Genomic DNA, 26,551 nt, shown 5'->3' with positions numbered 1-26,551 from the left:
CTCCGTATCCGTTGGCCGCTCCGCCGCCTCCGTCCGCTCCGCCGCCCGGGTTCGGACAGCCGTCTCCGGCGGAGCCCTTGCGCGCCGTGGCCGTCGCGCTCCTCAACCTCAGCGGCCTGGGACTGGGTTACCTGCTGCTGCGCCGATGGATTCCGGCCGTTCTGTGCTGGATCGCGACGGCCGTCCTGCTGGTGATCGCCCTGCCCGCGGACCCGGACGGCGTACCCGGTGGCCTGCTCTTGGCCTACCTGCTGTTCCTGCTGCTTGCCGCCGCCGACGGGGCGCGCGGCGCTCTGCGCCGGCCCGCGGGAGCGCCGGACCCGGGGCCGGCCCGGCTGCGGCCGCCCCTGGCGGTCGCCCTCGCAGTCGCGCTGCTGGCCGTGCCCGCGGGCGGGGCTGTCGCGTACGACGCGGCGCGCGACGAGGCCGTGGAAAGGATGCTGCTCGACCGGCTGGCCGCCGTGGACGCACTGGTCGAGGACGCCTCGGCGACGCCCTTCCCGGCCTCGGCCGGCCAGTACCGGAAGGCCCTGGCCCGCTACCGCGAAATCGCCGCCGGGCATGAGGGATCAAGGGCGGCCAAGCTCGTCCCTGACCGGCTGCGGACCTACTACGCGACCGTCGCCGCCCCGTACGAGCAGGGCCGGCACTGCGACGCCGTACCGCCCCTTCAGTACCTGCGGACCCTGCCCGGCACGATGGGCCGGGAGTTGCTCGCCGACGGGCTGGCCGAGTGGCCGGACGAGCGGCTGGCCGCCTCGCTCTACGAGTGCGGGGTGAGCCGCCTCGGCCTGGAGCCGGCGAACGCGAGCGGCGGCGAACTCGGCGAGCTGATGCGCACCTTCCCGGGCTCCCCGCAGGCGGCCAAGGTGGAGCCCGCCTTCCGCGCCAGGATCCGGGAGCTGGACGGCCGACTGTCCGGCGACCACGATCCCTGCGACGTCACCGCGGACCTGGAGCGGCTCGGCGAGACGGCCTCCGGACTGCCGGGCGAGAGCGCGACCACGCTGGCCGGAGCGACCGACGGCCCCGTCGAGTCGGGCACCTACGCCTGCGGCGTGGAGCAGTTCAGGAACGGCGAGTTCACCGAGGCGCGCGAGACGCTGACCGGTTTCGCCGACACCTACCGGGACAGCGACCGCCGCGGCAGGGCCCGGAACATCGCCATAGCCGCCGAGATTGCGGAGGAGGAACCGGCGGCCGGCAAGCGCGTGCCCTCGGCGGCCGTGCCAGGCGGCTCCGGACTCGAACTCGTCATCCGCAATGACGCTCCCGACGCGGTCGAGATCCTCTTCACCGGCCCGGTCACCGGGAAGGTGGACCTCAAGGCGTGCGACGGCTGCGAGACGTACCCGACCGAGTCCAGCGGCAAGGGCTCGGCCTGCCAGGACAGCGGCCGGAACTACCCGCGGACCAGGCTGCTGCTGCCCGCCGGCGACTACCACTTCCTCTACAAGCGGTCCGACGAGACCGTGGCCAACGCCAAGCACACGTCCAGGACGACGATCGAGCCCGGCTACACCTACACGGACTGCACCTACATGGTCGACGACCCCTTCGGCCTGGATGTCCCGCTGCCCGACCTGCCCGGCCCGGAGTCGTGAGAGGCGGGTCCGCGGGCCCTTGACTGTCAGTGGCGGCTGCGAGGCTTGCCCCATGGACGACCTGATGGGGCACCGGGTCTACGGCGCCGACCATGACGATCCCGGCCCGCGGCCCGGCCGCACGTACCGCGAGCTGGTCGCCGGTCCTCTCGACGGCCTGCTTCTCGACGTGACCGGCTGGAACGAGCGGCAGTTGGGCGAGAGTGTCGCCCTCGACACGGAGATCGGCGCGCACGGTGCCGGCGGGCGCTCCGTGTACCGGCCCAGGGCCGGTTCCACCTGGTACTGGGACTGGTCGGGCGACACGCCCTGACGGCACGGCCGCCGCGGCGCGAACGGTCGATTCCGGTTCGTGCAAGGGGGTTTCTTTTCGGCCAGAGTGGCGCGTACCGTCCCAGGTCCCGGCACCCCGCCCGCCGGGACCGCGGTGCACCTCCCCTTGCGTGCGCACCGCCGCGAGCCCCGCTTTCCGCCGAGCGGGGCTCGCCACGCCGGGTTCCGCGCCCCCGCGCCCCCGCCCTCGTTGCCCCGGGGGCGCGGAACCCCCGGCGGAACCCCGGCCGGTCGCGACGAAATCGGGACACCGGCGGGGACGTGGAGAACGGCGGAGTCCTCCGGCTCGTACTTGAAGGTGGTGAAGAACAGCAGCTGTCCGTCCGGCGGCAGTTCGATGTCGAGGAAGTCGCGGGGCAGGGCCGCGCAGTCGACGGTCAGCACGAAGGGGACCGCCCCGCCGGGCCACTCGACGCCCTCAGGCAGCGAGGGCAGCCCACCCGTCCGCCCGGCCGGGAAGGCATCCGCCCGGCCATCCTCCGGCAGGTCCTCGTACTTCACCAGGAGGACGCAGGGCCGCAGCAGCCCTGCCAACCCTCGTGCCACGTTCCCGGGAACGCCGTGCTCCTGGGCCAGTTTCGCGATGGTGTGCTCGTTGATGAACGCCACGCCGGTGATCGTGCCACGGGCCGCTGACAGCCGACCGGGTCGTGACGGGCAGGCCCTCGTTGACGCCGTGAACAGGTCGTCGAGCTGCTCCTCCGGGATCGAGACCACGAACCTGTACGAGCTGCGTTCGGCTTCTGCTCCGGCGCGCCGTGGCATGTAGATGTCGCACATGCCCATACCCGGGTCAGAGCATCGATGTGCCGCGGGCCGGCCGCCGGGGCAGCGCACACAACTGCGGCGGCTCCTGGAACCCCGGTACGGCTCGTCGCGCTGCCGGAGAACTTGCGCTCAGTCACGCTTGGCCGCACGCCAGGTGGTGGCATCACGCTGCGTACTGATACGCGGGGTAGGTCAGGTATCCCGCGTCGCCACCCTGGTAGAAGGTGGCCTCGTCGACGGGGGCGATGGGGAGGCCGGTACGCAGTCGCTCAACCAGGTCGGGGTTGGCGATGAAGGCCCGGCCGAAGCTGATGAGTTCGGCACCCAGTCCGAGCCAGTGATCGGCGTCTTCCCGGCCAGTCTGCTTCGGGCCCATGGGGGCCACGGGGTTCATGATGAGGGTTCCTGGCCACGCACGACGCAGACCGAGCAACACCTCTTCGTCGATGGTGGCCTCAAGGTGGACGTAGGCCAGCTCCAGGCGGGCCAGTTCGGTCAGCAGGGCTGTGTAGAGGGCGGGGACGTCCGCCTCCTCAACCCCCCAGAGCGTCCCGCCCGGGGACAGGCGGATACCAGTTCTGCCTGCGCCGACGGCTTCGGCCGTCGCGGACGCGGCTTCGACCGCGAACCGGATCCGGTTGGCGACCGGGCCACCGTAGCGGTCCGCCCGCAGGTTGGCGTTCGATGAGAGGAACTGCGAGATCAGGTAGCCGTTGGCACCGTGCAGTTCCACGCCGTCGAAGCCGGCCTCGATGGCGCGTCGAGCTGCCTGGGCGTACGACTCGGCGTGTTCGGGCACTTCGGCAGTCTCCAGGGCCCGCGGTGTCGGTGCTGTCTGCGGCCCGGTCGGGGTGAACAGTTCGCCGACCGCAGGTACCGCGGAGGGGCCGACCGGCCGCATACCGGTGGTCGCTGGATGGGATACCCGACCACTGTGCATGATCTGGGCGAAGATCCGGCCACCGTTGGTGTGGACGGCGTCGGTCACCGGGCGCCAGGAGGCGACCTGCTCCTCGGTGTGGAGTCCTGGTGTTCCCGGATTGGACTGTCCGATCAAGCTGGGCTGAACGCCCTCGCTCACGATCAGGCCGGCCGTCGCCCGCTGCGCGTAGTACGCCGCCATCGACGGGGTTGCCGAACCGTCGGCGGCGGCCCGGACCCTCGTCATCGGGGCCATCACCACCCGATTGGGCAACTTCAGGTCTCCGAGCTGGTGGCTGTCGAAAAGGGTCGTCACGTCAGGACTCCATCGTGAGGCGAAGCGCCCGCCCTCCGGGCACGACAGGTAAGCTAAAGCCTCACATCGATGTCAGAGGCAAGTCCTGTGACGCAGGCCATGGCAGGAGGACGGTATGCGCATCGGGGAGCTCGCATCACGGACCAAGGCCAGCGTCCGTTCCCTGCGGTACTACGAGGAACAGGGGCTGCTCAACAGCACCCGAAGTGCCAGCGGACAGCGGCACTACACGGAGAATGAGGTCGAGCGGGTCATGTTCATCCAGAGGTTGTATGCCGCAGGCCTGTCCAGCAGCACCATCGCTGAGCTGTTGCCTTGCGTCGAGGCACCCAGCGAGGACAACTCCGAGGCCGCGCTGAAGCGGATGGAGCAGGAGCACCACCGGCTCTCTCAGCACATCACTGATCTCATACGTACTCGGGACGCACTCGACGGCCTGATGGCCGCAGCCCGAGCACACCGAGAGAGCCTGCGGACCGCGGTGGCCGGCTAGAGCGTGTCTCAAAGTCGGCTTCCCTACTGCATGGCCAACGGCCTTGCCCGGCTGCCCGGACAGGGTCGGCCCTGAAATCATCTCGCCCAGCGCGGCGGGACTGGCGCCCGCCACCGCCTTCGTCGCGCTCCTCACGCACGGGCAGATGCTCGCCGCCCCAGCGGCACGGGCAGCTCGGGACCGCTCGCCGACGAGCGGGTACGCCGGGCGGTGGCCCGGGCCATCGACCGCCACGCGCTCGCCGACTCCTGGCCGCCCGACCTCGCGGACACTCCCGGGCTCGGCCTGTACACGGGCGCCATGTCCTTGGTCCCGGGCCTGGTCGTCCTGGCCGGCAGTGGGCGACCGGCTCGCTGCTCGACGCGGGACCGCCGCCCCGGGTGTCCTTGGGTGGTACTCGACGCCGTCCCCGCCAGTGACGCGGCCGTCCTGCCGCGTTCCGGAGGGCCCCGGGCCGGGCACCCGGGCGGGTGAATATCTGTTCCCGCGAATGGAGAAATAAAGATGATGCGCGGTGAGGGTTTCTGACGGTCGGGCCGCATGATATTGGACACCACCCGCGGCCCCAGAAGTCGTGCTACTGTTGATCTCGGTTGCAGTTGTGGTTCCCAAGACTTCAAGTGCATTTGCCGGTCATCCTGGCCGGTGGATGCATTTTTGTATTTCCGGTGCTTCTTTCCGGACGGGGCAATCATCGCGGCGACTCGGAGTCCGCACAGTGCGGCCTCCTGGGTACTGCCCCGAAGGAGATATGACATGGCTACTGGCACCGTGAAGTGGTTCAACGCGGAAAAGGGCTTCGGCTTCATCGAGCAGGACGGCGGCGGCGCCGACGTCTTCGCCCACTACTCGAACATCGCCGCCCAGGGCTTCCGTGAGCTCCAGGAGGGCCAGAAGGTTTCCTTCGACGTCACTCAGGGCCAGAAGGGCCCGCAGGCCGAGAACATCGTTCCCGCCTGACGCTGAGGCTCACGCCGACGCGTAGCGATGTAGCCGGGGCCCGCACCTTGGGGTGCGGGCCCCGGCGCGTTGCACTGTTCCACGGCATGCGCACTGCCGCGTGCCGTTCCTGCGAGCGGCGCCCATGTGCCGGCACACCGCTTCCGTGCTCAGCGGTACGGCGCGCACGCTCGCATTTTCCTGACGTGAGACCCCGGGTACCGAAACCCAGGCCGCTCTCCGTCCGCATCATTCTCCGGCTCGTTCTCGCGATTCTCCGCGCTGCTCATTTCTGCGGGAATTCCTTGATACGTGCCCGCATCGAGGAAGGTTCCGTATGAACCGCACCACTCGTACGAACGACCGATACTCCCGCGCCCCCCGTTCCGGCCGTCCCGCCCCGCAGGGCCGCCGCGGTGCTCCTGCCCGCGGCGCCGGCTACGGCCGCCGCCCCGCCGCCGTACAGGGTGAGTTCGCACTGCCGAAGACGATCACTCCTGCGCTGCCCGCTGTGGAGGCGTTCGCCGATCTGGGCATGCCGGCGCCCCTGCTGGCGGCGCTGGGCAAGGCGGGGGTGACGGTGCCGTTCCCGATCCAGGCCGCGACCCTGCCCAACTCGCTCGCCGGACGGGACGTCCTGGGCCGGGGCCGCACCGGCTCGGGCAAGACACTCGCGTTCGGGCTGGCCATGCTGGCCCGCCTGGAGGGGCAGCGTGCCGAGCCCCGCCAGCCTCTGGCCCTGGTCCTGGTGCCCACCCGGGAACTGGCCCAGCAGGTCACCGACGCGCTCACCCCGTACGCCCGTCCGATGAAGCTGCGCATGGCCACCGTCGTGGGCGGGATGTCCATCGGCCGCCAGGCCGCCGCGCTGCGCGGCGGCGCCGAGGTCGTGGTGGCCACGCCCGGACGGCTCAAGGACCTGATCGAACGCGGCGAGTGCATCCTGGACCGGGTCGGCATCACCGTCCTGGACGAGGCCGACCAGATGGCCGACATGGGCTTCATGCCCCAGGTCACCGAACTCCTCAACCAGGTGCGGACGGAGGGCCAGCGGATGCTGTTCTCCGCCACCCTCGACCGCAACGTCGACCTGCTGGTCCGCCGCTACCTCCACGACCCGGTGGTCCACTCCGTCGATCCCTCGGCCGGTGCCGTCACCACCATGGACCACCACGTGCTGCACGTACACGGCGCCGACAAGTACGCCGTCACCACCGAGATCGCCGCCCGTGACGGACGGGTCATCATGTTCCTGGACACCAAGCACGCCGTGGACAAGCTCACCGAGCACCTGCTGAACAGCGGTGTCCGCGCCGCGGCCCTGCACGGCGGCAAGTCCCAGCCCCAGCGCACCCGTACGCTCACCCAGTTCAAGAACGGCCACGTCACCGTCCTGGTGGCCACCAACGTGGCGGCCCGCGGCATCCACGTCGACCAGCTCGACCTCGTCGTCAACGTCGACCCGCCCAGCGACCACAAGGACTACCTGCACCGCGGCGGCCGCACCGCACGCGCCGGCGAGTCCGGCAGCGTCGTCACCCTGGTCCTGCCGAACCAGCGCCGGGAGATGACGCGGCTCATGGCGGACGCGGGCATCACCCCCGAGGTGGCCCAGGTCCGTTCCGGCGAGGCGGAGCTGAGCCGGATCACGGGCGCCCAGGCACCCTCGGGCGTGCCGGTCGTCATCACCGCGCCCGTGGCGAAGCGCGCCGGCCGCGGCGCCTCCGGTTCCCGCGGACGGCGCGGCGGACCCGCCCAGGGCCGCCGGGACGGTTCCGGCAGCCGGTCGTCGTCCCGCGGTTCGTCGCAGCGGCAGGCCCCGTACGGCGCGGCCGCGTAACACCTCCGGGCAGACCACCGCGTACACCGCCGGGGGGACACCCGTTCCCCCGGCTCACGCCGGTCTCCGCCACGCGGCCACAGGCACGTCCCCGCGCGGACGTTCACCGAGTGGCCGCCGGCTACGACGAGGGCCCCGCCCGGGCTTCCGGACGCTGTTGGTGAATCCGGGGCCTGTGTGACGACGGCCTGTATGACCCCGTAGGGGTTGTGCAGGCCGTCGTCGTGTTTGTGGGGTGGGTCGTGTCGTTGCGCGGGGCGGATTTGGCGGAGTCCCGGAGGAGACCGCGCGTGTGGCGCCTGCGGTGTTCCCGAAGGGCGGCTGTCTGGCATGCGGGTGCGGGATGCGCTCGATCCGGTCTCCGCCGACGCCGACTTCGGGGAGCTGTTACGCCCTGTCGCTGGAGCTGACCGATACCGGCTTCGACTTCTCCGTGCTCAGTGAGTTCCGTGCCCGGCTGGCCGAGTCAGATGCAGGCCGGGCGGTGTTCGACGGGGTGCTGCGGGCGGCCGGGGAGGCCGGGCTGGTCACGGCGGGCAGGCGACAGCGCACGGACTCCACCCACGTGCCGGCCGCGACGCGGGACCTGAGCCGACTGGAGTTCGTGGTCGAGACGCTGCGGGCGGCGCTGAACCAGATTGCCGGGACGGCTGGGCAGTGGCTGGGGACGGTGGCGGCGCCGGAGTGGTACGACCGCTACGCGGCCCGGCCGGAGGACAGCCGTTTCCCGTCCCGGTGGCTCCAGCACCACGTCACCGGCGCCGTGATCAACCTGGCGCGCCTCGACGCCTGGCTCACCGGCCGTCCCCTCGCCCGCACACGCATCTTCCCCTTCGCAGCACTCCGCCCCGCTGGATGAGATCCAGCGGGGCGGATTCACCACCAGCGTCCGGGTTTCCGGGCGGGGCCTCGCGCGCGGCCGGCTCGCGGGTGCTCAGCCGGCCGGGTCGGTCGCGACCATCAGGATCGCCGCGTAGTGGGTGGCGAAGGCCGCCACGGTGAACGCGTGGAAGACCTCGTGGAATCCGAACCAGCGGGGTGACGGGTCGGGCCGCTTCAGCGCGTAGACCACCGCGCCGGCGCTGTACAGCAGGCCACCGGCGACGATCAGGGCCACCATGGCCGCCCCGCCGGCGCGCCAGAAGCCGGGCAGGTAGAACACCGCCGCCCAGCCCAGGGCGATGTAGCAGGGGGTGTAGAGCCAGCGCGGAGCATCCACCCACAGCACGCGGAAGGCGATCCCGGCCAGCGCGCCCGCCCATACGACCCACAGCAGCACGGTCCGCTGCCCGGACGGCAGCAGGAGCACGGTCAGCGGCGTGTATGTGCCCGCGATGATCAGGAAGATGTTCGCGTGGTCCAGGCGCCGCAGGACCGCTTCCCCGCGCGGCCCCCAAGTGCCGCGGTGGTACACGGCGCTGGTGCCGAAGAGCAGCCAGGCCGACACCGAGAAGACGGCGCAGGCGGCGGTGGCCCGCGGTGTGCGGGCGAGCGACATCAGGACGATGCAGGCGATCAGGGAGGCCGGTACCATCCCGGCGTGCAGCCAGCCGCGCAGTCTCGGCTTGAGCGGCTCCATCGCGTCGGCGACGGCCTCCGCGACCTGGTGGGCCGCCTCCCCGGCGCCGCGTCTGACGGCCTCGGCGGAGTGGGCACCCCGGTGATGGTGCCCGCCGTCCCCGGTGCCGGGGGAGTGGTGCCCGCCGTCCCCGGTGCCGGGGGTGGTGCCTCCGGCGGGTGTGGAACGGGGCACTTGGTCCCGTTCTCCGGTGGATCGCTGGACGTCATCGGCGTTCATGCACCCATGCTAGGAACCCGCGGCGGAGAAAACGCCTGCGCCGCCACCCGATTGGCCCAGCACGCGGGGACGGCCGCCCGCCGCACGGCCGGTTCGCGGCCCTCTCCCGCTTCCCGCCGGCACTCCTCCGGAGGACGCGCCTCCCCGCACTGCCCGCGCCCGGCGGGCTCCCGGAAGGCCGTACGGCCCGCCCGACCCGGGTACAGCACAGCCGGCCCAACACGGCCCGCCCCACTCCCGGGACAGCACAGCACGCCCAACACCCGCCGCACGGCGGTCGCCACGCCCCCGCCGGGCACCCCGGAACCGGGCCGCGAAGGCCCGTGCTCCCCGGCACCTGTCGGTGGCCGGGGAGCACGGGCGACGGGGCAGGGACGCGGTTGGCGGTGTCAATCGCGGCCCAGCACCTGCGCGACGACGTCGCGCAGCGTCGCCTCCGGATCCGGCGCCGGGCCGGAGGAGCGCCACGCCACGAATCCGTCGGGACGGACCAGTACCGCACCGTCGGCGGTGACACCGTGCATCCGCGCCCAGTCTGCGCCGTCCTCCGGCACCAGTTCCGCCTCGGGCTCGCCGCCGATGCGGTACGACTCGAGGCGTACGGGCATCCCGTCGGCGACCTTGTCCGCCGCGGCGTGCCAGCCGGCCGAGCTGCCCGCGCCGCACAGCAGCACCATGGACCGCTCGTACAGGTCGAGCGTGGACACCCGCTCGCCCGACCGGTTCAGCCACATGTGCGGTGCCCGGCTGCCCGGTTCACCCGTCAGCTGCATCCCTTCGGGCACGACCGGCGTCTGCGGATCGACGCCCGTGACCGCGCCCCTCGGGTAGCGGTACGCCAGCGCGACGTTGAGGATGCCGGCACCCGGTTTGCCCGCGCCGGCGAGGCCCGGCGGGGGAGCGAAGCCGGGGTGACTGTGCTCCGAGGACCGAGAGGAGGCACGCGCGCTCGTCGCCTCCGCCACCGGGCGGCGCTCCGCGTCGTACGTCTCCAGCAGCCGCGGACCGGCCCAGCCGCCGATCACGGCGGCCAGCTTCCAGGCCAGGTTGTGCGCGTCCTGGATACCGGTGTTGGAGCCGAACGCCCCGGTCGGCGACATCTCGTGCGCCGAGTCACCGGCGAGGAACACCCGGCCCTCGCCGTACCGCTGCGCCACCCGCTCGGCCGCATGCCACGGCGCCATGCCGGTGATCTCGACGTCGAGGTCCAAAACGCCCGTGGCGGTCCTGATGTGCTGGATGCACCGCTCGTCGGTGAACGCCTCCAGCGACTCACCGTGCTCCGGATGCCAGGGGGCGTGGAACACCCAGTTCTCGACGTTGTCGACGGGCAGCAGCGCCCCGTCGCCCTCCGGGTTGGTCAGGTAGCACACGATGAAGTGCCGGTCGCCGACGTACTCGGCGAGCCGCCGTGACCTGAAGGTGACGCTGACGTTGTGGAACAGGTCGCCGGGGCCGCTCTGCCCGATGCCGAGCCGCTCGCGCACCGGGCTGCGCGGGCCGTCCGCCGCGATCAGGTAGTCCGCCCGGATCGTGGTGTGCTCGCCGGTGTCCCGGCTCTTGACCCGTGCGGTCACGCCGTCCGCGTCCTGCTCGAACGACATCAGTTCGGTGGAGAAACGCAGATCGCCGGTGAGCGACCGCGCGCAGTCCAGCAGGACGGGCTCCAGGTCGTTCTGACTGCACAGGCACCAGCCACTCGGGCTGAACCGGGCCAGCCCGCCACCGGGGTCGATCTCCTTGAACAGCCACTCGCCGGCGTCACCGACGAGGGTCGGCGTCTGCAGGATGCCGTGGTTGCCCGCGAGGGTCTCCGCGGCCTTCCTGATGCCCTGCTCGGCACCGGCCACCCGGAACAGCTCCATCGTGCGGACATTGTTGCCACGGCCGCGGGGGTGGATGGAGGTGCCCGAGTGACGCTCGACGAGCATGTGCGGCACGCCGAGACGACCCAGGAACAGCGAGGCGGACAGACCCACCAGGGAACCGCCGACAATGAGCACCGGGGTGCGATGGTCGACCTGGTCGACTTCTGCAGCTTGTTTCATTGATTGCCTCCAACGGCAGCTGCGCGAAAGGGAAGGGGACGCAGTTTCAATGCCCCTCGGGGCCCCTTCCGCGCGCCTGAATACCCGGATGGCGCAGTTCACTCATTTGACGCTCGGGACTCGCGGTGCCCACGACGGCGACACACGATCGAGTCTCACGGCGGCTGTCGTCCGGATCCCCCGGACATCGTGTGCCGCCTTCACTCCCGTGAAGGAGAGGTGTGCCGGATGACCATCTCGGAGCGCATATCCCAATCGGCGTTCGACGGTTCCAGGCTTCGAGTGATCCTGATGCTCGATCTGTACGAAGGCGCCCAGCAGCGATTCCTCGACGCGTACGAGCACATGCGCAATCAGGTCGCATCGATTCCCGGTCACATCAGTGACCAGCTGTGCCAGTCGATCGAGAACCCGTCGCAGTGGCTCATCACAAGCGAGTGGGAAAGTGCCCCGCCGTTCCTCGCCTGGGTGAACAGCGAAGAGCACGTGGAGACGGTCAAGCCCATGCACGACTGTGTCCGCGACACCCGTTCGATGCGGTACAGCATTCTGCGGGAGACCACACGCGACCGTCCACGCAATCAGGGACCGGACGGCGGCAGGCTCCAGGCGGCCGCCCGGGTCGGTGACGGCGTGGCCCGGCACGCGCTGACCTTCACCGTCAAGCCGGGAGCGGAGTCGAAGGTCGCGGAGATCCTCGCCGGGTGCACCTCACCCATCCCGAAGGTCGACGACACCACCCGGCTGCGCCGCACCTCCCTCTTCATGCACGGCAACCGGGTGGTCCGTGCCATCGAGGTGGAGGGCGACCTGAACGCCGCGCTGCGCCACGTGGCGCGCCAGCCCGGCATCCAGGCCGTGGAGGAGGCCATCAACCCGTATCTGGAGCAGGACCGCGACCTCGCCGACCCGGGCTCGGCGCGGCTGTTCTTCACCCGGGCGGCGCTGCCGGCCGTGCACCACGTGATGGCCGGCAAGGTCGACCCCTCACAAGTGCGGCGGCACGCCCTCTACTACCCCGCCAAGGAGGGCTGCGGCATGGCGCTGGCCCGGCTGCTGTCCCAGCAGGACGCGACGGCGTCGGACGACACCAGGAGTCTGGTGCGCCGCAGCGTCGTCTACCAGCGCGACGACATCGTGGTCCGGCTGATCGACGTGTCGGGCAGCATCGACACCGATCCCGCCGCGGCCCTCGGTGTCACCGGCCCGCGCAAGGCCGCGGCGCTGACCCGGCTGCTGGACGGCGCCGAGCTCGGGGTGGAGGGACCTCTCAAGAGCGAACGGGATCTCAACCGCCTCCTCGCTCACGCCGAGATGTCGCTCATCCTCGACCGTCAGGCTTCCGAGTCCTGACCGTCACCAGCGCGTGCGCGGCCGCACCACGCCGGCGCCACTGCCACACCTGGAGGTAACGAACCATGCTCAAGCAGCGCCCACGCATCGTGGACCTGAGCGAGACCGAGCCCAATCGCAGGCGCGGAGGCGACCTGCGCGCCATGCTGACACCCGCCACGGTGGGTTCCACCAGCGGCTTCATGGGCCTGGCCCTCGTGCAGCCGGGCGACCGCATCGGCGAGCACTACCACCCGTACTCCGAGGAGTTCGTGTACGTCGTCAGCGGCGCACTGGAGGTGGACCTCGACGGAGAACCCCATCCGCTCAAGGTCGACCAGGGACTCCTGATCCCGCCCTACATGCGGCACCGGTTCCGCAACGTCGGCGACGTGGAGGCCCGTCTGGTGTTCCACCTCGGGCCGCTCGCCCCGCGGCCGGACCTCGGCCACGTCGACACGGAGGACACGAGCGGCACCGACGGCACCGGGGCGATCGCGGCACACGCCAAGGCGGCGGGCGCGAAAGCGCCGGACAACGGACAGCCGCCCGAACGAAGCGGGGCCATAACGTGACCCGGCGCGTGGCGGTCACCGGCATCGGCGTCGTCGCCCCGGGCGGCATCGGAGCGCCGGCGTTCTGGGACCTCCTGGTCAACGGCCGCACCGCGACCCGGGGCATCACCCTCTTCGACCCGGAGGGCCTGCGTTCGCGCATCGCCGCCGAGTGCGACTTCGACCCGCTGGCACACGGCATGGACGAGGAACTGGCCCGGCGCTCCGACCGGTACATCCAGTTCGCCGTGGTAGCCGCCGCGGAAGCCGTGCGGGACTCCGGCATCGAGACCGAGAAGGAGAACCCCTGGCGCCTGGGTGTCTCGCTGGGCAGCGCGGTCGGGGGCACCACCCGGCTCGAGAACGACTACGTGCTGGTCAGCGAGCGGGGCGAACGCTGGGACGTGGACCACCGGGCCGCAAAGCCGCAACTGCACCTGGCGTTCTCGCCCAGCACCCTCGCCTCGGTGGTGGCGGAGCAGTTCGGGGCCCAGGGCCCGGTGCAGACGGTCTCCACCGGCTGCACCTCCGGGCTCGACGCCGTCGGATACGCATTCCACACCATCGAGGAGGGCCGTGCCGACATCTGCATCGCCGGCGCCGCGGACTCGCCGATCTCACCGATCACCATGGCCTGCTTCGACGCCATCAAGGCGACCTCGCAGAACAACGACGATCCCGCGCACGCCTCGCGTCCCTTCGACGCACACCGCGACGGTTTCGTCATGGGCGAGGGCGCGGCGGTGCTCGTCATGGAGGACCTCGACCACGCGCGTGCCCGCGGCGCGCACGTGTACTGCGAGATCAGCGGCTACGCCACCTACGGCAACGCCTACCACATGACCGGCCTCACCTCCGAGGGGCTGGAGATGGCCCGGGCCATCGACACGGCCCTCGACCACGCCCGCACGGACCCGTCCGAGATCGACTACGTCAACGCGCACGGGTCGGGCACCCGGCAGAACGACCGCCACGAGACCGCAGCGGTGAAACGGTCCCTGGGCGCCCACGCCTACAAGACGCCGATGAGCTCCATCAAGTCCATGGTGGGCCACTCGCTCGGCGCGATCGGCGCGATCGAAGTCGTCGCCTGCGTCCTTGCCATCGCCCACCAGGCGGTGCCGCCGACGGCGAACTACGAGACCCCCGACCCCGAGTGCGACCTGGACTACGTACCGCGCACCGCACGCCCCCGGAAGCTCGCCAACGTGCTCTCCGTCGGCAGCGGATTCGGTGGCTTCCAGTCCGCGGTGCTCTTGACCGGAGCGGGTGGGAGGAAACCATGAACCCTGAGCGAACCGGACGCGTCGCAGTCACCGGGATCGGTGTGATCGCGCCCAACGGAATGCGTACGGACGCCTTCTGGAAAGCAGTCAAGGAAGGCGTCGTCGTCCTCGACCGGATCACCCGTGAAGGGTGCGGACACCTGCCGCTGCGCGTGGCGGGCGAGGTCCGGGGCTTCGATCCCGCCGCTCTCATCGAGGAGACCTTCCTCGTGCAGACCGACCGGTTCACGCACTTCGCCATGGCGGCGGCGACCCTCGCCCTCGACGACGCCGGCCTCGGCCGCGTGGACCCCGACGCACCGTATTCGGTCGGCGTCGTCACCGCGGCCGGATCCGGCGGCGGCGAGTTCGGGCAGCGGGAACTGCAGAAACTGTGGGGCCAGGGCTCGCGCTACGTCGGCCCCTATCAGTCCATCGCCTGGTTCTACGCCGCGAGCACCGGACAGATCTCCATCCGGAGCGGCTTCAAGGGCCCGTGCGGTGTGGTCGCCAGCGACGAGGCCGGCGGCCTCGACGCCGTCGCACACGCCGCACGGGCCGTGCGGCGCGGAACCCAGGCATTCGTGGTCGGCGCGGCGGAGGCCCCGCTCGCTCCCTACTCGATGGTGTGTCAGCTCGGCTACCCCGAACTCAGCACCGTCGAGGACCCGTCCCGCGCCTACCGTCCCTTCACCTCCGCGGCCTGTGGCTTCGTGCCCGCGGAGGGCGGCGCCGTACTCGTCGTGGAGGACGAGGAGCACGCCAGGGAGCGCGGAGCCGCAGTCCGCGCCCTCGTCGCCGGGCACGCCGCCACCTTCACCGGCGCCGGCCGCTGGGAACGCTCCCGGGAAGGACTCGCGCAGGCGATCCGCGGTGCGCTGGACGAGGCCGGCTGCGCCCCGGAGGACATCGACGTCGTCTTCGCCGATGCCCTGGGCATCCCGGAGGCGGACCGCGCCGAGGCACTGGCCATCGCCGACGCCCTCGGCCCGCACGGCACCCGGGTGCCCGTCACGGCGCCCAAGACCGGCACCGGGCGGGCCTACTGCGGGGCACCGATGCTGGACGCCGCGGCGGCCGTGCTCGCCATGGAGCACGGGCAGATCCCGCCCACGCCCAACGTATTCGACATCTGCCACGACCTCGACCTGGTGACGTCCCGTGCCCGTCCGGCGGAACTGCGCACGGCCCTGGTCCTGAGCCGCGGCCTGATGGGTTCCAACGCCGCACTGGTACTGCGCCGCGGTACCGGAGACGACCGGTAGCACCCCTGCTAGGAAAGGAGACACGCGCATGTCCGATGTGACCGTCGACGAACTGGCCGCGCTCATGAAGAAGGCCGCCGGTGTCACCGTCGACCCCAGGGACCTGGAAGCCAGGTCGGAGTCCCCCTTCGACACCTTCGGGCTCGACTCGCTCGGTCTTCTCGGCATCGTGGGGGAACTGGAGAACCGGTATGCCCGGCCCCTTCCCACCGACGCCGAGCGCTGCAAGACCCCCAGCGAATTCCTCAACCTCGTCAACAGCACTCTCACGGCTGGAGCCTGAAGTGGCAGGACACACCGAGAACGAGATCACCATCGCCGCCCCGCTCGACCTCGTCTGGGACATGACCAACGACATCGAGAACTGGCCGCGGCTGTTCAGCGAGTACGCGGCCGTGGAGGTGCTGTCCCGGGACGGCGACAGCACGACCTTCCGGCTGACCATGCATCCGGACGAGAACGGCAAGGTGTGGAGCTGGGTCTCGGAGCGGGTCGTGGACCGCGACAAGCTCACCGTCCGGGCCCGCCGCGTCGAGCCGGGCCCCTTCGAGTACATGAACATCTACTGGGAGTACGCGGAGACCCGCGACGGCACCAGGATGCAGTGGACGCAGGACTTCGCGATGAAGCCCGACGCGCCCGTCGACGACGCGTGGATGACGGACAACATCAACCGCAACTCGCGCGTGCAGATGGCCCTCATCAGGGACCGCGTCGAGAAAGTGGCCGCGGAACGCGGCGCCGCGCCCGTCACACGCGGCTGAGCGCCGGCCCTCCAGGAAGGACGACCCGATGCACCACACCCTCATCGTCGCCCGGATGGCGCCGGGCTCGGCGCCCTCCATCGCCGAGGTGTTCGCCGAATCCGACCGGGGCGAACTGCCCCACCTGATCGGAGTCAGCCGGCGCAGCCTCTTCCAGTTCAACGATGTGTACATGCACCTCATCGAGGCCGAGCGGGACCCTCAGCCCGCCATCGCCAGGGCGGCCGGCCACCCCGCGTTCCGGGACGTGAGCGAGCGGCTCGCGCCGTACGTCAGCGCGTACGACCCGGAGACCTGGCGCAGCCCGAAGGACGCCATGGCACAGTGCTTCTACCGCTGGGAGCGGGACACCGCGGCGGTCTGTGTCCGCCCGCTGTCGCGGCGTCCTCTTCACCGTCCCGCCGTTCCGTCGGCGTCGCTCAGCCGGGCACGGTGCATTCGAAGGCGTGCAGGTACGGGTTGACCGGCCGGATACCGCCGACGGCCAGCCCCGCGTCCGTCAGCCGGTCCACCATGCTTTGCCGGGTGTGCTTGGCACCACCGACGTTGAGGAGCAGCAGCAGGTCCATGGCCGTCGTGAACCTCATCGAAGGTGTGTCGTCGACGAGGTTCTCGATGACCACCACCCGCGCGCCCGGCCGTGCCGCCGCGACGACGTTCCCCAGCGTCCTGCGGGTGCTGTCGTCGTCCCACTCGAGGATGTTCTTGATGATGTACACATCGGCGCGGACCGGGATCTCCCGGCGGCAGTCGCCCGGCACGATGCGTACCCGGTCCGCCAGCGCGCCGCCCTCCCGCAACTGCGGAACGGCGTTCCCGACCACCCGCGGGAGATCCAGCAGCGTGCCGTGCAGCCCGGGGTGCTTCTCCAGCAGGCTGGCCAGCACATGCCCCTGACCGCCCCCGATGTCCGCGACCGACGACGCCTCCGACAGGTCGAGGAGTTCCGCGACGTCCCGCGCCGACTGCTCGCTCGACGTCGTCATGGCCCGGTTGAACACGTGTGCCGACTCCGGGGCGTCCTCGTGGAGGTACTCGAAGAACTCCTTGCCGTACACGTCCTGGAAGACGTTCCGTCCGGAGCGCACCGCCTCGTCGAGCCTCGGCCAGGCGTTCCAGGTCCACGGCTCGGTGCACCACAGCGCGATGTACCGCAGGCTGTGCGGCTCGTCCTCGCGCAGCAGCCGGGACATCTCCGTGTGCGCGAACGTACCGTCCGGGTTCTCGGTGAAGACCCCGTAGCAGGACAGGGCGCGCAGCAGCCGCCGCAGCTCCCGCGGCTGGGCCTTCACCGAGGCCGCCAGCTCGTCCACGCCCATCGGCGTGTCCTCCAGAGCGTCGGCGACACCGAGCCGTGCCGCCGCGCGCACGGCGGCGGCGCACGCCGCCCCGAACACGAGCTCCCTGAGCCGCATGGACGGCGGGGGAGCGTCTACGGTTGTCATGTGCTGCCTCGATTCTCGCGGGGGAGGTGGCCGGCCCGGTCAGCACATGCCGACGGGCTCGGAGACCGCGCACGTGTTGCCGCGGAAGGTGTTGCCCTGCCCGGTGTCCCGGTCGGCCAGGTCGGCGGTGCCGTTGCGGAGCACCACGTTGTTCCTGATCTCGTTGCGCTCGTTGACGGCGCCCACGAAGCTCTTGAAGAGCACGATGCCGCCCGACAGCGGTGAGGTGCCCGCGTTGTCCACGATCCGGTTGCGTGTCACCAGGGTCTGCTCGGCGCCGGTGAGGACGATGCCGGAACCCTGGAGGAACGGCAGCCGGGGGGTCTTCGGGCAGTACTTGTTGTTGTGGTGGATGTAGTTGCCGCGCACGGTCATCGCCCCGGCCCGCGGCAGGGACTCGTCGCCGACGACGAACAGCGCGGCGCAGTTCGTGGTCATGTCGTTGTGGGCGACCGTCAGATTCCTCAGACGCCGGACCGTGATCCCGATCCGGTTGCCCGTCACGAGGTTGTGGCGGATCACCGTGCCTCCGGAGTCCCTGGCGCCCTCCTCGGTGTCGATGGTGTTGGACACGAACATGCCCGCGTCGCCGTTGTTCCTGGCGATGTTGTTCCGGAACACGCCGCCCACGGACCTCTCCTGGGCGATGCCCCACTGGCCGTTCTCCTCGGAGGTCACGCCCCGGACCGTCAGCCCATCGGTCCGTGAGGCCCACAGGCCGTGCTTGGCGAAGCCCTTGAGGGTGAGGGAGCGGACCGTGACGTCCGTCACGGGACGGTCGTCCGTGCCGGCCACGCAGATGCCGTGCCCCGCCGTGGCGCAGGCGTTCGACGCCGACGCGGGGCCGGGCAGGAGCACGGTCGCCCCGCGGCCCGAGCCGCGCAGGGTCAGACCGGAGGTGGTGATGCGGACGCTCTCCCGGTAGGTGCCGGGGGACAGGACGACGGTGTCCCCGGAACGGGCGGCGTCAACGGCCTGCTGAATCGATTCCCCAGGGGTAACGCGGTGCGTCGTCCGGGCGGCGGCCGACGGTGCGGACGCCAGTCCCGACGCCACGACGACCGCGACGCACCCGAGGTAAGTGATCTGTCGTTTCGTCATAGGCCGAAGCTATGGGGGGCCATTCCGCCTCGCCACCGGTGATCACCCACATGCGGGCAGAGCCTCGCGCACCCGTGTCGGGGGTGCCCTCGGGGGAGTACGGACGGAGCCGGCCGGCCGTCACGCGGTCCTTCCGCACGGATGTCCCTGGCGATTGAACTGAAGGCGGTGCGGGGCCGTACAGACTACGGCGGGCCCGAACTCCAGGGACCGGCCGCCGATTCACCACCGCGCTCCGCACGGAAGGACCTTCGGGTTGTCGCTCTTCACGCGCTCTCAACAGCCGCCGACCACGGATCCGGCAACCGAGGAGGACGGCTTGACGCCGGGCGCCCCTCCGGAGCGCATACAGGACCCGACCGCCTCGGCTCCCGGCCACGGCGTCCCGGTCGGCGCGGACGACGCCGGCACCGGGGGAGCCGACGGTGCGGATGACGCCGGCGGCGCCGGTGCCGGGCCGACCGATGCCGCCGGGGCCGCCGGACGGGAGGGCGGCCCCGGCCGGGAAGAGGGACACGAGGCCACACCCCGTGGGAAGAACGCGGCGGCCGACGACACCGACGGTGCCGGCACCGGTGCCGTTGTCGGCCGGGACTCCGTGGCGGAGGGGCGTGACGCGGACGCTGCGGGCACGGGCCCGGTGGCGGCAGGTGACACCGGTGCCGGCGGGGGCGCCGTGGCCGCGGACGGGGTCGGTTCCGGGGAAGCCGCCGATGGTGATGACGCCGGGCCGGCCGGTGCCGTCGAGGGCTCCGGGCCGGAGAAGGACGGTGACGCGGAGACCGCCGCAGCGGACCCGGTCGGTGGCGACGCCACCGACCGGGAGACCGTGGCAGGCCCGGGCGCGGGCGGCCGGCGGCGGACCCTGGCACGGGTGACCACGGGCCTGGCCGCCCTGCTCGTTCTCGTCGCGCTGCTCCTGCCGAACAACCCCGCGCGCCTCTCACCCGGCGCGTTCCTCCGCATACCGGCCGAGGCGATCATCGGCGCCGTCGTGCTGCTCCACCTGCCCCCCAGGGCGATGCGGTGGGCGGCGGCCGCCGGGGGCCTGGCCCTGGGCCTCGTGACCATCATGACCTTCTTCGACATCGGCTTCTACGAGGTCCTGGACCGGCCGTTCGACCCGGTCATCGACTGGATCCTGCTCGACGACGCCCAGTCGTTCCTCACGGACTCGATCGGCTCGGCGGGCGCGACCGGCGTCCTGATCGGTGCCGTGCTCCTGGCCCTCGCACTGACGGTCCTGCTGGCGCTGGCGGCCGTACGGCTGAGCGGGCTCCTCGCGCGGCACAGGGCCCGGGCACCGCGCACCCTCATGATCGTCGCGACCGTCTGGATCACCTGCGCCGCGATCGGCGCCGAGATCGCGGGCACGCCGCTCGCCTCCAAGAACGCCGTCGGCCTGGTGCGCGCCCGTGCGCACCAGGTGAGCGCGGACATCGACGACCGGCGTGCCTTCGCCAAGGAGTCGGCCGTCGACGCCTTCCGCGGCACGCCGGCCGACCAGCTGGTGACCCGACTGCGCGGCAAGGACGTCATCTTCGCCTTCATCGAGAGCTACGGACGCAGCGCGATCGAGGACCCGAGGATGGCGAAGGAGGTCGGAGCGGTCCTCGAAGACGGCAACCGCCGGCTCCGCGAGGCCGGATTCTCCTCCAAGAGCGGCTTCCTCACCTCACCGACGGTGGGCGCGGGCAGCTGGCTGGCGCACTCGACCTTCATGTCGGGCCTGTGGATCAAGAACCAGCAGCGCTACGACATCGTCACCAAGAGCGACCGCCTCTCCCTCACGGGAGCCTTCCGCCGTACCGAGGCGTGGCGCACGGCCGGTTTCATGCCGGGTGTCACCAAGGCCTGGCCGGAGAGCAAGTTCTACGGCCTCGACCATGTGTACGACTTCGACGACATGGGTTACGCGGGGCCGAAGTTCAGCTGGTCGCGCATGCCCGACCAGTACACCCTGTCCGCGTTCGAACGCCTGGAGAACAGCAGGCAGGGCCGCGAACCACTGATGACGGAGATCATCCTCACGTCCAGCCACAAGCCGTGGGCGCCCCTCCCCAGGATGATCGACTGGGACGAGGTCGGTGACGGCTCCGTCTACAACGACATCATGGAGAAGGGCAAGAACCCGACGGAGGTCTGGCAGGACTCCGACGACGTCCGCACGGAGTACCGGCGTTCCATCGAGTACTCGCTGACGAGCCTGATCGAGTACGTCGAGAAGTACGGCGACGAGAACACCGTGCTCGTCTTCCTCGGCGACCACCAGCCCGCGCCCGTCGTCACCGGCGAGAACGCGAGCCGGGACGTGCCGATCGCGATGGTCGCGAAGGACCCCGAGGTGCTGGACCGGATCTCCGACTGGGGCTGGCACGACGGCCTGAAGCCCGGCCCGGACGCCCCGGTGTGGCCCATGGACTCCTTCCGCGACCGCTTCCTGAGCGCGTACGGCCCGCAGCCGGACTCCGCGTCGTCCCCAGGGCCGTCCACGAGGTGACCCACCGGGTCAGCGGGGCCGGTCCGGCTCATCCAGTTCGATCCTGACGGTCATGAGTGCCGTTCCGAACCGGCGGACCATGCCGGCGTGACGCTGGTCGTCGAAGGAGGCGAGGCGGGCGTCCACGTCGTCCCCGGGGAGGACGTCCGCCCGGCCGTCCAGCCAGCGGCCCCGCGTGCGCACCCGCACGCGGGGCCGGTCGAGCAGGTTCCTGACATACCCGGCGTGGCGGCCCTGTTCGGCGACGATCCACAGTGTCGAGCCCTCGCGCTGGGCACCGACGACCGTGCGGCGCCGCTCTCCCGTCTTCCGGCCCACGGTCTCCAGGACGATGTGTCCCGGCAGCAGGCCCAGGAACGCCAGTGCCTTCGACGGTGGGTTGATCAGGTACTTCTGCATCAGACGGATACGCGCCCGCCGCCTGGCCGCCTCGTTCCGCGCCTGTGGACCGCTCATCACGCCACCCTCCCCGGGAACACGTCTTGCGCCGACAGCACAGGGACCCGTACCGGTCCCGGCCGCACCGGACCTGTGAGGGCCCGCCACGAGCCTATGCCTCCGTCGCGGCCGGGGCGGGCGTCCTGCCCCGGCCGTTCGCCCTCGCACGGTCGGCCCAACCGGCGGTCCGTGCCCCCGGAAGAGGGGTACCGGTCAGGGCATGAAAGCACTGGTGATCAACTGCACGCTCAAACCGTCGCCCGAGCCCTCCAACACGGATGCCCTGGCCCAGGTGGTCGCCGAGCAACTGGTGACGTACGGCGTGGAGGTGCAATTCGTACGCGCGGTCGATCTGGACATCAAGCCCGGTGTGACCAGCGACGCCGGGCCCGGTGACGAGTGGCCGCAGGTGCACCGCAAGCTGCGGGAGTCCCAGATCCTGGTCATGGCATCGCCGACATGGCTGGGTCGTCCCTCGTCCGTCGCCCAGCGCGTGCTGGAGCGCATGGACGCGATGCTCTCCGAGACGGACCACCAGGGCCGGCCGGTGGCGTACAACCGGGTGGCCGGCGTCGTGGTGACCGGCAACGAGGACGGCGCGCACCACGTCATCAGCGAGATCGGCGGCGCCCTCGGGGACATCGGGTACACCGTCCCGGGCCAGGCGTGGACGTACTGGCACCTGGGGCCCGGGCCGGGCCCCGACTACCTGGACGACGAACGCGGCCACGACTGGTCCCACAGAACCGCCCGGGCGATGGCCGCCAATCTGCACGGGACGGCCAGGGCCCTGTTGCTGAACCCCCTCGGCCCGCCGCCCGGCTGAGTGGCACGGGACCGGGACCGGGACCGGACCGGGCTCGGGACTGGCCGGGGCATGCTGCTCGCCGTCGACGGAGCGGAGAGCATCACCGTCGAGGGCCTTGCCGTGTGCGGTGCGGACTGCCGGGGAGCCGCCGGGCTCCGGCGGCTCCGGAGAGCCACCGGACGCCCCTCCCTCCCCAGCCCTCGCACGGGCGTCCGGGTCCTCACCATGCCTCTCCTGCGCGGTTCGTGCCTCTCCTGTGCCGTCCCGCCCACTTCCGCCCGGCCTGCTGCCGCGCCGTCGACGCCCCCGCCCCGCCGGCGCCTCCGGGGCGTTGCCCGTCGCCGTACCGGCGCTCGGCCCTTCGCCTGGGGCCGCTGTTCCTGGGCAAATCCTTCCCTGGCCGACTCCCGGCGGACCGGCGAGCATGAAAGCCGGCCCCGGGATTCGGCCGCACCGACGCACTGTTCCCGCGCAGGACGGGCCTGATTCCTCCCTCCCTCTTCCTGGAGCGAACATGACCACCTGGTTCATCACCGGCGCATCCCGCGGCTTCGGACTGGAGATCGCCCGCCAGGCGCTGGAGCGCGGCGACGACGTCGTGGCGACGGCCCGTGACCCCCGGGCCGTCGAGAAGGCTCTGCCGGGGCACGCGGAGCGGCTGCTCGCGGTCGCGCTCGACGTCACGGACGAGGCGCAGACCCACGCCGCGGTCGACGCCGCCGTCGAGGCGTTCGGGAGCATCGACGTCCTGGTCAACAACGCCGGGCGCGGGGTGCTCGGCGCCGTGGAGGAGATCTCGGACGCGGCGGCCCGCGCGGTCTACGACACCAATGTGTTCGGAACCCTCAGTGTCACCCGCGCCGTCCTGCCGGTGATGCGCCGACAGCGGTCGGGCCACGTGATCAACCTGAGTTCCGTCGGAGGGTTCACGGCCGGCCCCGGCTGGGGCGTCTACTGCTCCACCAAGTTCGCCGTGGAGGGCCTCTCGGAGGCGCTGCGGCTGGAACTGGCCCCGCTGGGCATCCATGTCACCGTCGTCGAGCCCGGATACTTCCGTACGGACTTCCTCGACCCCAGGAGCCTGCACACCGAGGACCGCGTGATCGCCGACTACGCGGCGACGGCCGGAGCGACGCGCGGCGCGGTGCCCGGAATCAGCCACGCCCAGCCCGGCGACCCCGTCAAGGGCGCCACGGCCGTCCTGGCGCTCGCCGACGCGGAGACGCCGCCGCTGCGTGCCCAGCTCGGCAGCGACTGCGTGGCCGCACTGGAGCTCAAGATCGCACAGCTCCAGGAGGAGTCGGCCGCCTGGCGGCAGCTCGCCCTTTCCACCGACCACGACGACACCGGGAGCCGGGTGTGAGCCGACCGGCCGTGCCCGTCCGCCGACGGCGGGGGGAGCGGATCGTACCGCGGTGTGCCGGCCGGGGGTCGTAACCTCGTGGGAGGGGTGATGGCATTGCCGAGCGAACTGGGCGAGTACCTCCGCGCCTGCCGGGCGCGCGTGACCGCCGAGCAGGCGGGGCTTCCCGTGACCGGGCACCGCCGCGTCCCGGGACTGCGCCGGGAGGAACTCGCCATGCTGGCCGGAGTCAGCGTGGACTACGTAATCAGGCTGGAGCAGGGCAGACTGAGGTCCGCGTCGCCGGCGGTGCTCGGCGCGCTCGCCCGGGCCCTCCGACTCCGCCCCGACGAGGAGGAGTACCTGATGCGCTGTGCCGCGGACGCGGGCTCCGCCGCGGCGCGGGCGCGCTCCGCGGCCCCGCGCAGGCAGCGTGTGTCCGCCGCGACCCAGCTGCTGCTGGACAGCATGACGGGCGTTCCGGCGCTCGTCATGGGGCGGCGCATGGACGTCCTGGCGTGGAACGCCCTCGCCGCGGCGCTGATCACCGACTTCGGCGCCGTGCCGGCGGAACGGCGCAACCACATCCGGCTCACCTTCCTCGACCCCGGCGTCCGCGGGATGTACACGGACTGGGAAAGGGTGGCCCGGGAGTGCGTCGCCTATCTGAGGATGGACGCGGGCCGTTACCCGGACGATCCCGAACTCGCCCGGCTGATCGGCGAACTGTCCATGAAGGACGCCGACTTCGGCCGCTGGTGGTCCGACCACCGCGTGCGCGCACCGCGCTCCGGCCGCAAGGGGTTCGTCCACGCGGTCGCCGGGGAGCTCAGCCTGGACTTCCAGGTGCTGGACGTGCGCGGCGCCGCCGACCAGATGATGCTCGTCTACACCGCCGAACCCGGCTCCCGCTCGGCCGAGGCCCTCGCGTTCCTGGCCGGCTGGGCCGATACGCCCCGGCCGGCCCGGCAGCGGTGAGCCGGAATGGACCGGGCGAGCGGGACGCCGCCTTCCGGGGAGCCGTCGTTCCCCGAGGAACCGGCGCGCTATCTGGCGGAGCTGGCGCGCCGGGTCGAGGCGGTGTGCGGCGCCGGCCTGGTGACCGTGTCCGCCGTCGGTTCTGTGGCCCTGGGTGACTACCGGCCCGGGCGCAGCGACCTCGACGTGCTCGTCGTGGTGGACGAGCGCGTCCCGGGCAGCCGTGTGCGGGAACTGCCCGGGGAACTGCGCCACCCGGGCCTGTTCTGTCCCGCGGCGGGACTGGAACTGGTCGTGTACTCCTCGGAGTTCGCGGCCGTCCCCTCGGCGCGCGCCGGATACCTCCTGGACCTGAACACCGGGAGCATGCTGCCGGAGAGGACGAGCTTCGACCCCGCGGGCTCGGCGGCCTTCTGGTACGTCATCGACCGTTCCGTAGCCCACCAGTCGGGGCTGCGCCTGCTGGGACGCGACCCGCGCGAGGTCGTCGCGGCTCCGTCGCGGCAGGACCTGCTCGACGCGGTGGCGGCATCGCTGGAAGAGCATGCCGCCGGCGCCGGGCACCTGCAGGACAACCGCGTCCTCAACGCGTGCCGCTCGCTGACATACCTCCGGACACGCCGCTGGGTGTCCAAGCCTGCGGCCGCCGCGGCAGTCCTGCCGTCGGCCGGCGCCTTCGCCCCGCTCGTCTCCGCCGCCGTGCGCAGCCACGCCGGGCCGAGACGATCGGCCGCCGAACTGCCCGCCGCGGAGGTCCGTGCGTTCCTGAACGGGGTGCGTGAACAGGTCGAGGGAGAGCAGGGGGAGCGGTGAGCCCGGTACCCGGGGCCGCAGATCTCGGTATCGGCAACCGGCATCGGGCGTCGGCAACGGATGGCAGGACCGGCACCTTGTTGACAGGGCAAAGTGTGAGTGGTTAATTAGTCTCATGCAGACAGAACGACGGCGCCGACTGTCCACGGCGGACGAACGCCGCGAGACGGTACTGCGCACCGCCATCGGTGCCTTCGCCTCGCGGGGGTATTTCGGCACGACGACCTCGGACGTGGCGAAGGCGGCCGGCATCTCGCAGGCGTACGTCTACCGGCTCTTCCCCAACAAGGAGGCTCTGTTCGTCGCAGTGGTCGAACACTGCTTCGTGCGGGTCAGGAAGAGTCTGGAGGACGGCGCCGCCGAGGCCGGCGGCAGTTCCCCCGAGGTGGTGCTGTCCTCCATGGGTGACGCCTACGCGCGGCTGATCGTGGACAGGGAACTGCTGCTCGTCCAGTTGCACGCCCAGGCGGCCGCGGTCTCCGAGTCCGCGGTCAGGGAGGCGGTGCGGGCCGGTTACGCCCGTCTGGTGGAGTACGTGCGCGGCGCCTCGGGCGGCAGTGACAGGCAGGTCCAGGAGTTCTTCGCGGTCGGCACGCTCTGTCATCTGCTCGTCGCGATGGACGCGCAGTCGGCCGACGCCCCCTGGGCGCGCACCCTGGCCGCAGGCGTCCGGCACTACTGACGGCGCGACGTGCGCCGGTGCGACGGCGGGAGGCGGCGGCGAGGCGCCGCCGCGGCAGCGCCCCGTGAGGCGCCGGTTCGATCCCGTTCCGGCGCCTCTTCTCCGGGGCCAGAATGTGAGTGTTCAACCACACACAGAAAGGTCAGGCGATGAACGGTCCCCAGGGCGGGCCGGCCGGGAACCCCGGCCCCCTCGGCGCGGCCC

At 71.5% G+C, this 26,551-nt stretch carries 24 protein-coding genes and 2 pseudogenes; 20 read left to right on the top strand and 6 right to left on the bottom strand.

Translation table 11 applies throughout. The annotated features are described in order from the left end of the window. Window positions 1–1,604, top strand: a 1,604-nt coding sequence (locus GUY61_RS11660; protein WP_313896623.1) for a hypothetical protein, incomplete at its 5' end; no start/stop codon positions are given. Between the two features lie 52 nt (window positions 1,605–1,656). Further along, entirely contained in the window at window positions 1,657–1,917 is a 261-nt protein-coding gene (locus GUY61_RS11655; RefSeq protein WP_166630033.1) for a hypothetical protein, read from the top strand. 951 nt (window positions 1,918–2,868) lie between these two features. On the opposite strand, the gene GUY61_RS11645 is transcribed toward GUY61_RS11655, so the two are convergent. After that, window positions 2,869–3,942: an alkene reductase gene (locus GUY61_RS11645; protein WP_166630032.1), complete on the bottom strand. Its 1,074-nt coding sequence runs from the start codon at window positions 3,940–3,942 to the stop codon at window positions 2,869–2,871. A gap of 115 nt (window positions 3,943–4,057) precedes the next feature. On the opposite strand from GUY61_RS11645, the gene GUY61_RS11640 reads away from it, so the two are divergent. From GUY61_RS11640 to GUY61_RS11625, 5 genes and pseudogenes are all read left to right on the top strand, one after another. Then, window positions 4,058–4,435, top strand: coding sequence for a MerR family transcriptional regulator (locus tag GUY61_RS11640; protein ID WP_166630031.1), 378 nt, complete (start codon window positions 4,058–4,060; stop codon window positions 4,433–4,435). 97 nt (window positions 4,436–4,532) lie between these two features. Beyond that, window positions 4,533–4,909, top strand: a pseudogene (locus GUY61_RS41825) (hypothetical protein); the annotation flags it as partial. Between the two features lie 282 nt (window positions 4,910–5,191). Then, on the top strand, window positions 5,192–5,395 hold the full coding sequence (locus GUY61_RS11635; protein WP_034275260.1) for a cold-shock protein: 204 nt from the start codon (window positions 5,192–5,194) through the stop codon (window positions 5,393–5,395). A 316-nt stretch (window positions 5,396–5,711) separates the two neighbouring features. Continuing rightward, entirely contained in the window at window positions 5,712–7,214 is a 1,503-nt protein-coding gene (locus GUY61_RS11630) for a DEAD/DEAH box helicase (RefSeq protein ID WP_166630030.1), read from the top strand. 292 nt (window positions 7,215–7,506) lie between these two features. Next, window positions 7,507–8,073, top strand: a complete 567-nt coding sequence (locus GUY61_RS11625) for a transposase (RefSeq protein WP_166630029.1) — start codon at window positions 7,507–7,509, stop codon at window positions 8,071–8,073. 75 nt (window positions 8,074–8,148) lie between these two features. On the opposite strand, the gene GUY61_RS11620 is transcribed toward GUY61_RS11625, so the two are convergent. Together GUY61_RS11620 and GUY61_RS11615 are read right to left on the bottom strand one after the other, a co-directional pair. After that, window positions 8,149–9,012: a hemolysin III family protein gene (locus GUY61_RS11620; protein ID WP_398955107.1), complete on the bottom strand. Its 864-nt coding sequence runs from the start codon at window positions 9,010–9,012 to the stop codon at window positions 8,149–8,151. A gap of 389 nt (window positions 9,013–9,401) precedes the next feature. Beyond that, a complete protein-coding gene (locus GUY61_RS11615; RefSeq protein ID WP_166630028.1) occupies window positions 9,402–11,060 on the bottom strand; it encodes an FAD-dependent monooxygenase in 1,659 nt (552 codons plus the stop codon). Between the two features lie 228 nt (window positions 11,061–11,288). Between GUY61_RS11615 and GUY61_RS11610 the strand changes: the two genes are divergently transcribed. The 7 genes and pseudogenes from GUY61_RS11610 to GUY61_RS11580 all read left to right on the top strand — a co-directional run. Beyond that, a complete protein-coding gene (locus GUY61_RS11610) occupies window positions 11,289–12,413 on the top strand; it encodes a SchA/CurD-like domain-containing protein (protein ID WP_166630027.1) in 1,125 nt (374 codons plus the stop codon). A gap of 65 nt (window positions 12,414–12,478) precedes the next feature. Continuing rightward, window positions 12,479–12,967, top strand: coding sequence for a cupin domain-containing protein (locus GUY61_RS11605; protein ID WP_166630026.1), 489 nt, complete (start codon window positions 12,479–12,481; stop codon window positions 12,965–12,967). Then, a complete protein-coding gene (locus tag GUY61_RS11600; protein ID WP_166630025.1) occupies window positions 12,964–14,232 on the top strand; it encodes a beta-ketoacyl synthase in 1,269 nt (422 codons plus the stop codon). Before GUY61_RS11605 ends, GUY61_RS11600 begins: the two co-directional genes overlap by 4 nt. Next, complete coding sequence (locus GUY61_RS11595; protein ID WP_166630024.1) at window positions 14,229–15,476, top strand: ketosynthase chain-length factor; 1,248 nt, start codon at window positions 14,229–14,231, stop codon at window positions 15,474–15,476. The genes GUY61_RS11600 and GUY61_RS11595 overlap by 4 nt, the downstream gene beginning before the upstream one ends. A gap of 28 nt (window positions 15,477–15,504) precedes the next feature. Beyond that, a complete protein-coding gene (locus GUY61_RS11590) occupies window positions 15,505–15,759 on the top strand; it encodes an acyl carrier protein (RefSeq protein WP_166630023.1) in 255 nt (84 codons plus the stop codon). A gap of 1 nt (window position 15,760) precedes the next feature. After that, complete coding sequence (locus GUY61_RS11585) at window positions 15,761–16,240, top strand: SRPBCC family protein (RefSeq protein WP_166630022.1); 480 nt, start codon at window positions 15,761–15,763, stop codon at window positions 16,238–16,240. A 28-nt stretch (window positions 16,241–16,268) separates the two neighbouring features. After that, window positions 16,269–16,595, top strand: a pseudogene (locus GUY61_RS11580) (TcmI family type II polyketide cyclase); the annotation flags it as partial. A gap of 64 nt (window positions 16,596–16,659) precedes the next feature. On the opposite strand, the gene GUY61_RS11575 reads toward GUY61_RS11580, so the two are convergent. Together GUY61_RS11575 and GUY61_RS11570 are read right to left on the bottom strand one after the other, a co-directional pair. Next, entirely contained in the window at window positions 16,660–17,685 is a 1,026-nt protein-coding gene (locus GUY61_RS11575) for a methyltransferase (protein ID WP_166630020.1), read from the bottom strand. 39 nt (window positions 17,686–17,724) lie between these two features. After that, on the bottom strand, window positions 17,725–18,786 hold the full coding sequence (locus GUY61_RS11570; RefSeq protein WP_166630019.1) for a nitrous oxide reductase family maturation protein NosD: 1,062 nt from the start codon (window positions 18,784–18,786) through the stop codon (window positions 17,725–17,727). A gap of 319 nt (window positions 18,787–19,105) precedes the next feature. Between GUY61_RS11570 and GUY61_RS11565 the strand changes: the two genes are divergently transcribed. After that, the gene (locus GUY61_RS11565) at window positions 19,106–21,286 is read left to right on the top strand and encodes a sulfatase (RefSeq protein WP_243766369.1); all 2,181 of its coding nucleotides are present in this window, start codon (window positions 19,106–19,108) and stop codon (window positions 21,284–21,286) included. Window positions 21,287–21,295: 9 nt separating this feature from the next. Here the strand turns inward: GUY61_RS11565 and GUY61_RS11560 are convergent, their stop codons facing one another. Beyond that, window positions 21,296–21,742 (bottom strand): nitroreductase/quinone reductase family protein, encoded by a 447-nt coding sequence (locus tag GUY61_RS11560; protein WP_166630018.1) that lies wholly within the window; start codon window positions 21,740–21,742, stop codon window positions 21,296–21,298. Between the two features lie 202 nt (window positions 21,743–21,944). Between GUY61_RS11560 and GUY61_RS11555 the strand changes: the two genes are divergently transcribed. The 5 genes from GUY61_RS11555 (at window position 21,945) to GUY61_RS11535 (ending at window position 26,347) form a co-directional block, all read left to right on the top strand. Continuing rightward, window positions 21,945–22,550 carry a flavodoxin family protein gene (locus GUY61_RS11555; protein WP_166630017.1) on the top strand — a complete coding sequence of 202 codons (606 nt, stop codon included), beginning with the start codon at window positions 21,945–21,947 and terminating at the stop codon, window positions 22,548–22,550. Window positions 22,551–23,046: 496 nt separating this feature from the next. Then, window positions 23,047–23,895, top strand: coding sequence for an oxidoreductase (locus tag GUY61_RS11550; protein ID WP_166630016.1), 849 nt, complete (start codon window positions 23,047–23,049; stop codon window positions 23,893–23,895). A 90-nt stretch (window positions 23,896–23,985) separates the two neighbouring features. Next, the gene (locus GUY61_RS11545) at window positions 23,986–24,852 is read left to right on the top strand and encodes a helix-turn-helix domain-containing protein (protein WP_166630015.1); all 867 of its coding nucleotides are present in this window, start codon (window positions 23,986–23,988) and stop codon (window positions 24,850–24,852) included. Between the two features lie 6 nt (window positions 24,853–24,858). Then, complete coding sequence (locus GUY61_RS11540) at window positions 24,859–25,665, top strand: aminoglycoside adenylyltransferase domain-containing protein (protein ID WP_166630014.1); 807 nt, start codon at window positions 24,859–24,861, stop codon at window positions 25,663–25,665. 115 nt (window positions 25,666–25,780) lie between these two features. Continuing rightward, a complete protein-coding gene (locus tag GUY61_RS11535; RefSeq protein ID WP_166630013.1) occupies window positions 25,781–26,347 on the top strand; it encodes a TetR/AcrR family transcriptional regulator in 567 nt (188 codons plus the stop codon). Window positions 26,348–26,551: the final 204 nt, after the last annotated feature.

Source organism: Streptomyces sp. GC420, from assembly GCF_009916105.1.
GTDB lineage: Bacteria > Actinomycetota > Actinomycetes > Streptomycetales > Streptomycetaceae > Streptomyces.
The sequence above is the reverse complement of the archived record's forward strand: the minus strand, read 5'-3'. Positions and strand labels throughout refer to the sequence as shown.

Bases quoted from the DNA above. Each gene is read 5' to 3' on its own strand.
- GUY61_RS11655 (WP_166630033.1), top strand. From the start codon at position 1,657: ATGGACGACCTGATGGGGCACCGGGTCTACGGCGCCGACCATGACGAT.
- GUY61_RS11640 (WP_166630031.1), top strand. From the start codon at position 4,058: ATGCGCATCGGGGAGCTCGCATCACGGACCAAGGCCAGCGTCCGTTCC.
- GUY61_RS11635 (WP_034275260.1), top strand. From the start codon at position 5,192: ATGGCTACTGGCACCGTGAAGTGGTTCAACGCGGAAAAGGGCTTCGGC.
- GUY61_RS11630 (WP_166630030.1), top strand. From the start codon at position 5,712: ATGAACCGCACCACTCGTACGAACGACCGATACTCCCGCGCCCCCCGT.
- GUY61_RS11620 (WP_398955107.1), bottom strand. From the start codon at position 9,012: ATGAACGCCGATGACGTCCAGCGATCCACCGGAGAACGGGACCAAGTG.
- GUY61_RS11615 (WP_166630028.1), bottom strand. From the start codon at position 11,060: ATGAAACAAGCTGCAGAAGTCGACCAGGTCGACCATCGCACCCCGGTG.
- GUY61_RS11610 (WP_166630027.1), top strand. From the start codon at position 11,289: ATGACCATCTCGGAGCGCATATCCCAATCGGCGTTCGACGGTTCCAGG.
- GUY61_RS11605 (WP_166630026.1), top strand. From the start codon at position 12,479: ATGCTCAAGCAGCGCCCACGCATCGTGGACCTGAGCGAGACCGAGCCC.
- GUY61_RS11595 (WP_166630024.1), top strand. From the start codon at position 14,229: ATGAACCCTGAGCGAACCGGACGCGTCGCAGTCACCGGGATCGGTGTG.
- GUY61_RS11590 (WP_166630023.1), top strand. From the start codon at position 15,505: ATGTCCGATGTGACCGTCGACGAACTGGCCGCGCTCATGAAGAAGGCC.
- GUY61_RS11575 (WP_166630020.1), bottom strand. From the start codon at position 17,685: ATGACAACCGTAGACGCTCCCCCGCCGTCCATGCGGCTCAGGGAGCTC.
- GUY61_RS11570 (WP_166630019.1), bottom strand. From the start codon at position 18,786: ATGACGAAACGACAGATCACTTACCTCGGGTGCGTCGCGGTCGTCGTG.
- GUY61_RS11560 (WP_166630018.1), bottom strand. From the start codon at position 21,742: ATGAGCGGTCCACAGGCGCGGAACGAGGCGGCCAGGCGGCGGGCGCGT.
- GUY61_RS11555 (WP_166630017.1), top strand. From the start codon at position 21,945: ATGAAAGCACTGGTGATCAACTGCACGCTCAAACCGTCGCCCGAGCCC.
- GUY61_RS11550 (WP_166630016.1), top strand. From the start codon at position 23,047: ATGACCACCTGGTTCATCACCGGCGCATCCCGCGGCTTCGGACTGGAG.
- GUY61_RS11545 (WP_166630015.1), top strand. From the start codon at position 23,986: ATGGCATTGCCGAGCGAACTGGGCGAGTACCTCCGCGCCTGCCGGGCG.
- GUY61_RS11540 (WP_166630014.1), top strand. From the start codon at position 24,859: ATGGACCGGGCGAGCGGGACGCCGCCTTCCGGGGAGCCGTCGTTCCCC.
- GUY61_RS11535 (WP_166630013.1), top strand. From the start codon at position 25,781: ATGCAGACAGAACGACGGCGCCGACTGTCCACGGCGGACGAACGCCGC.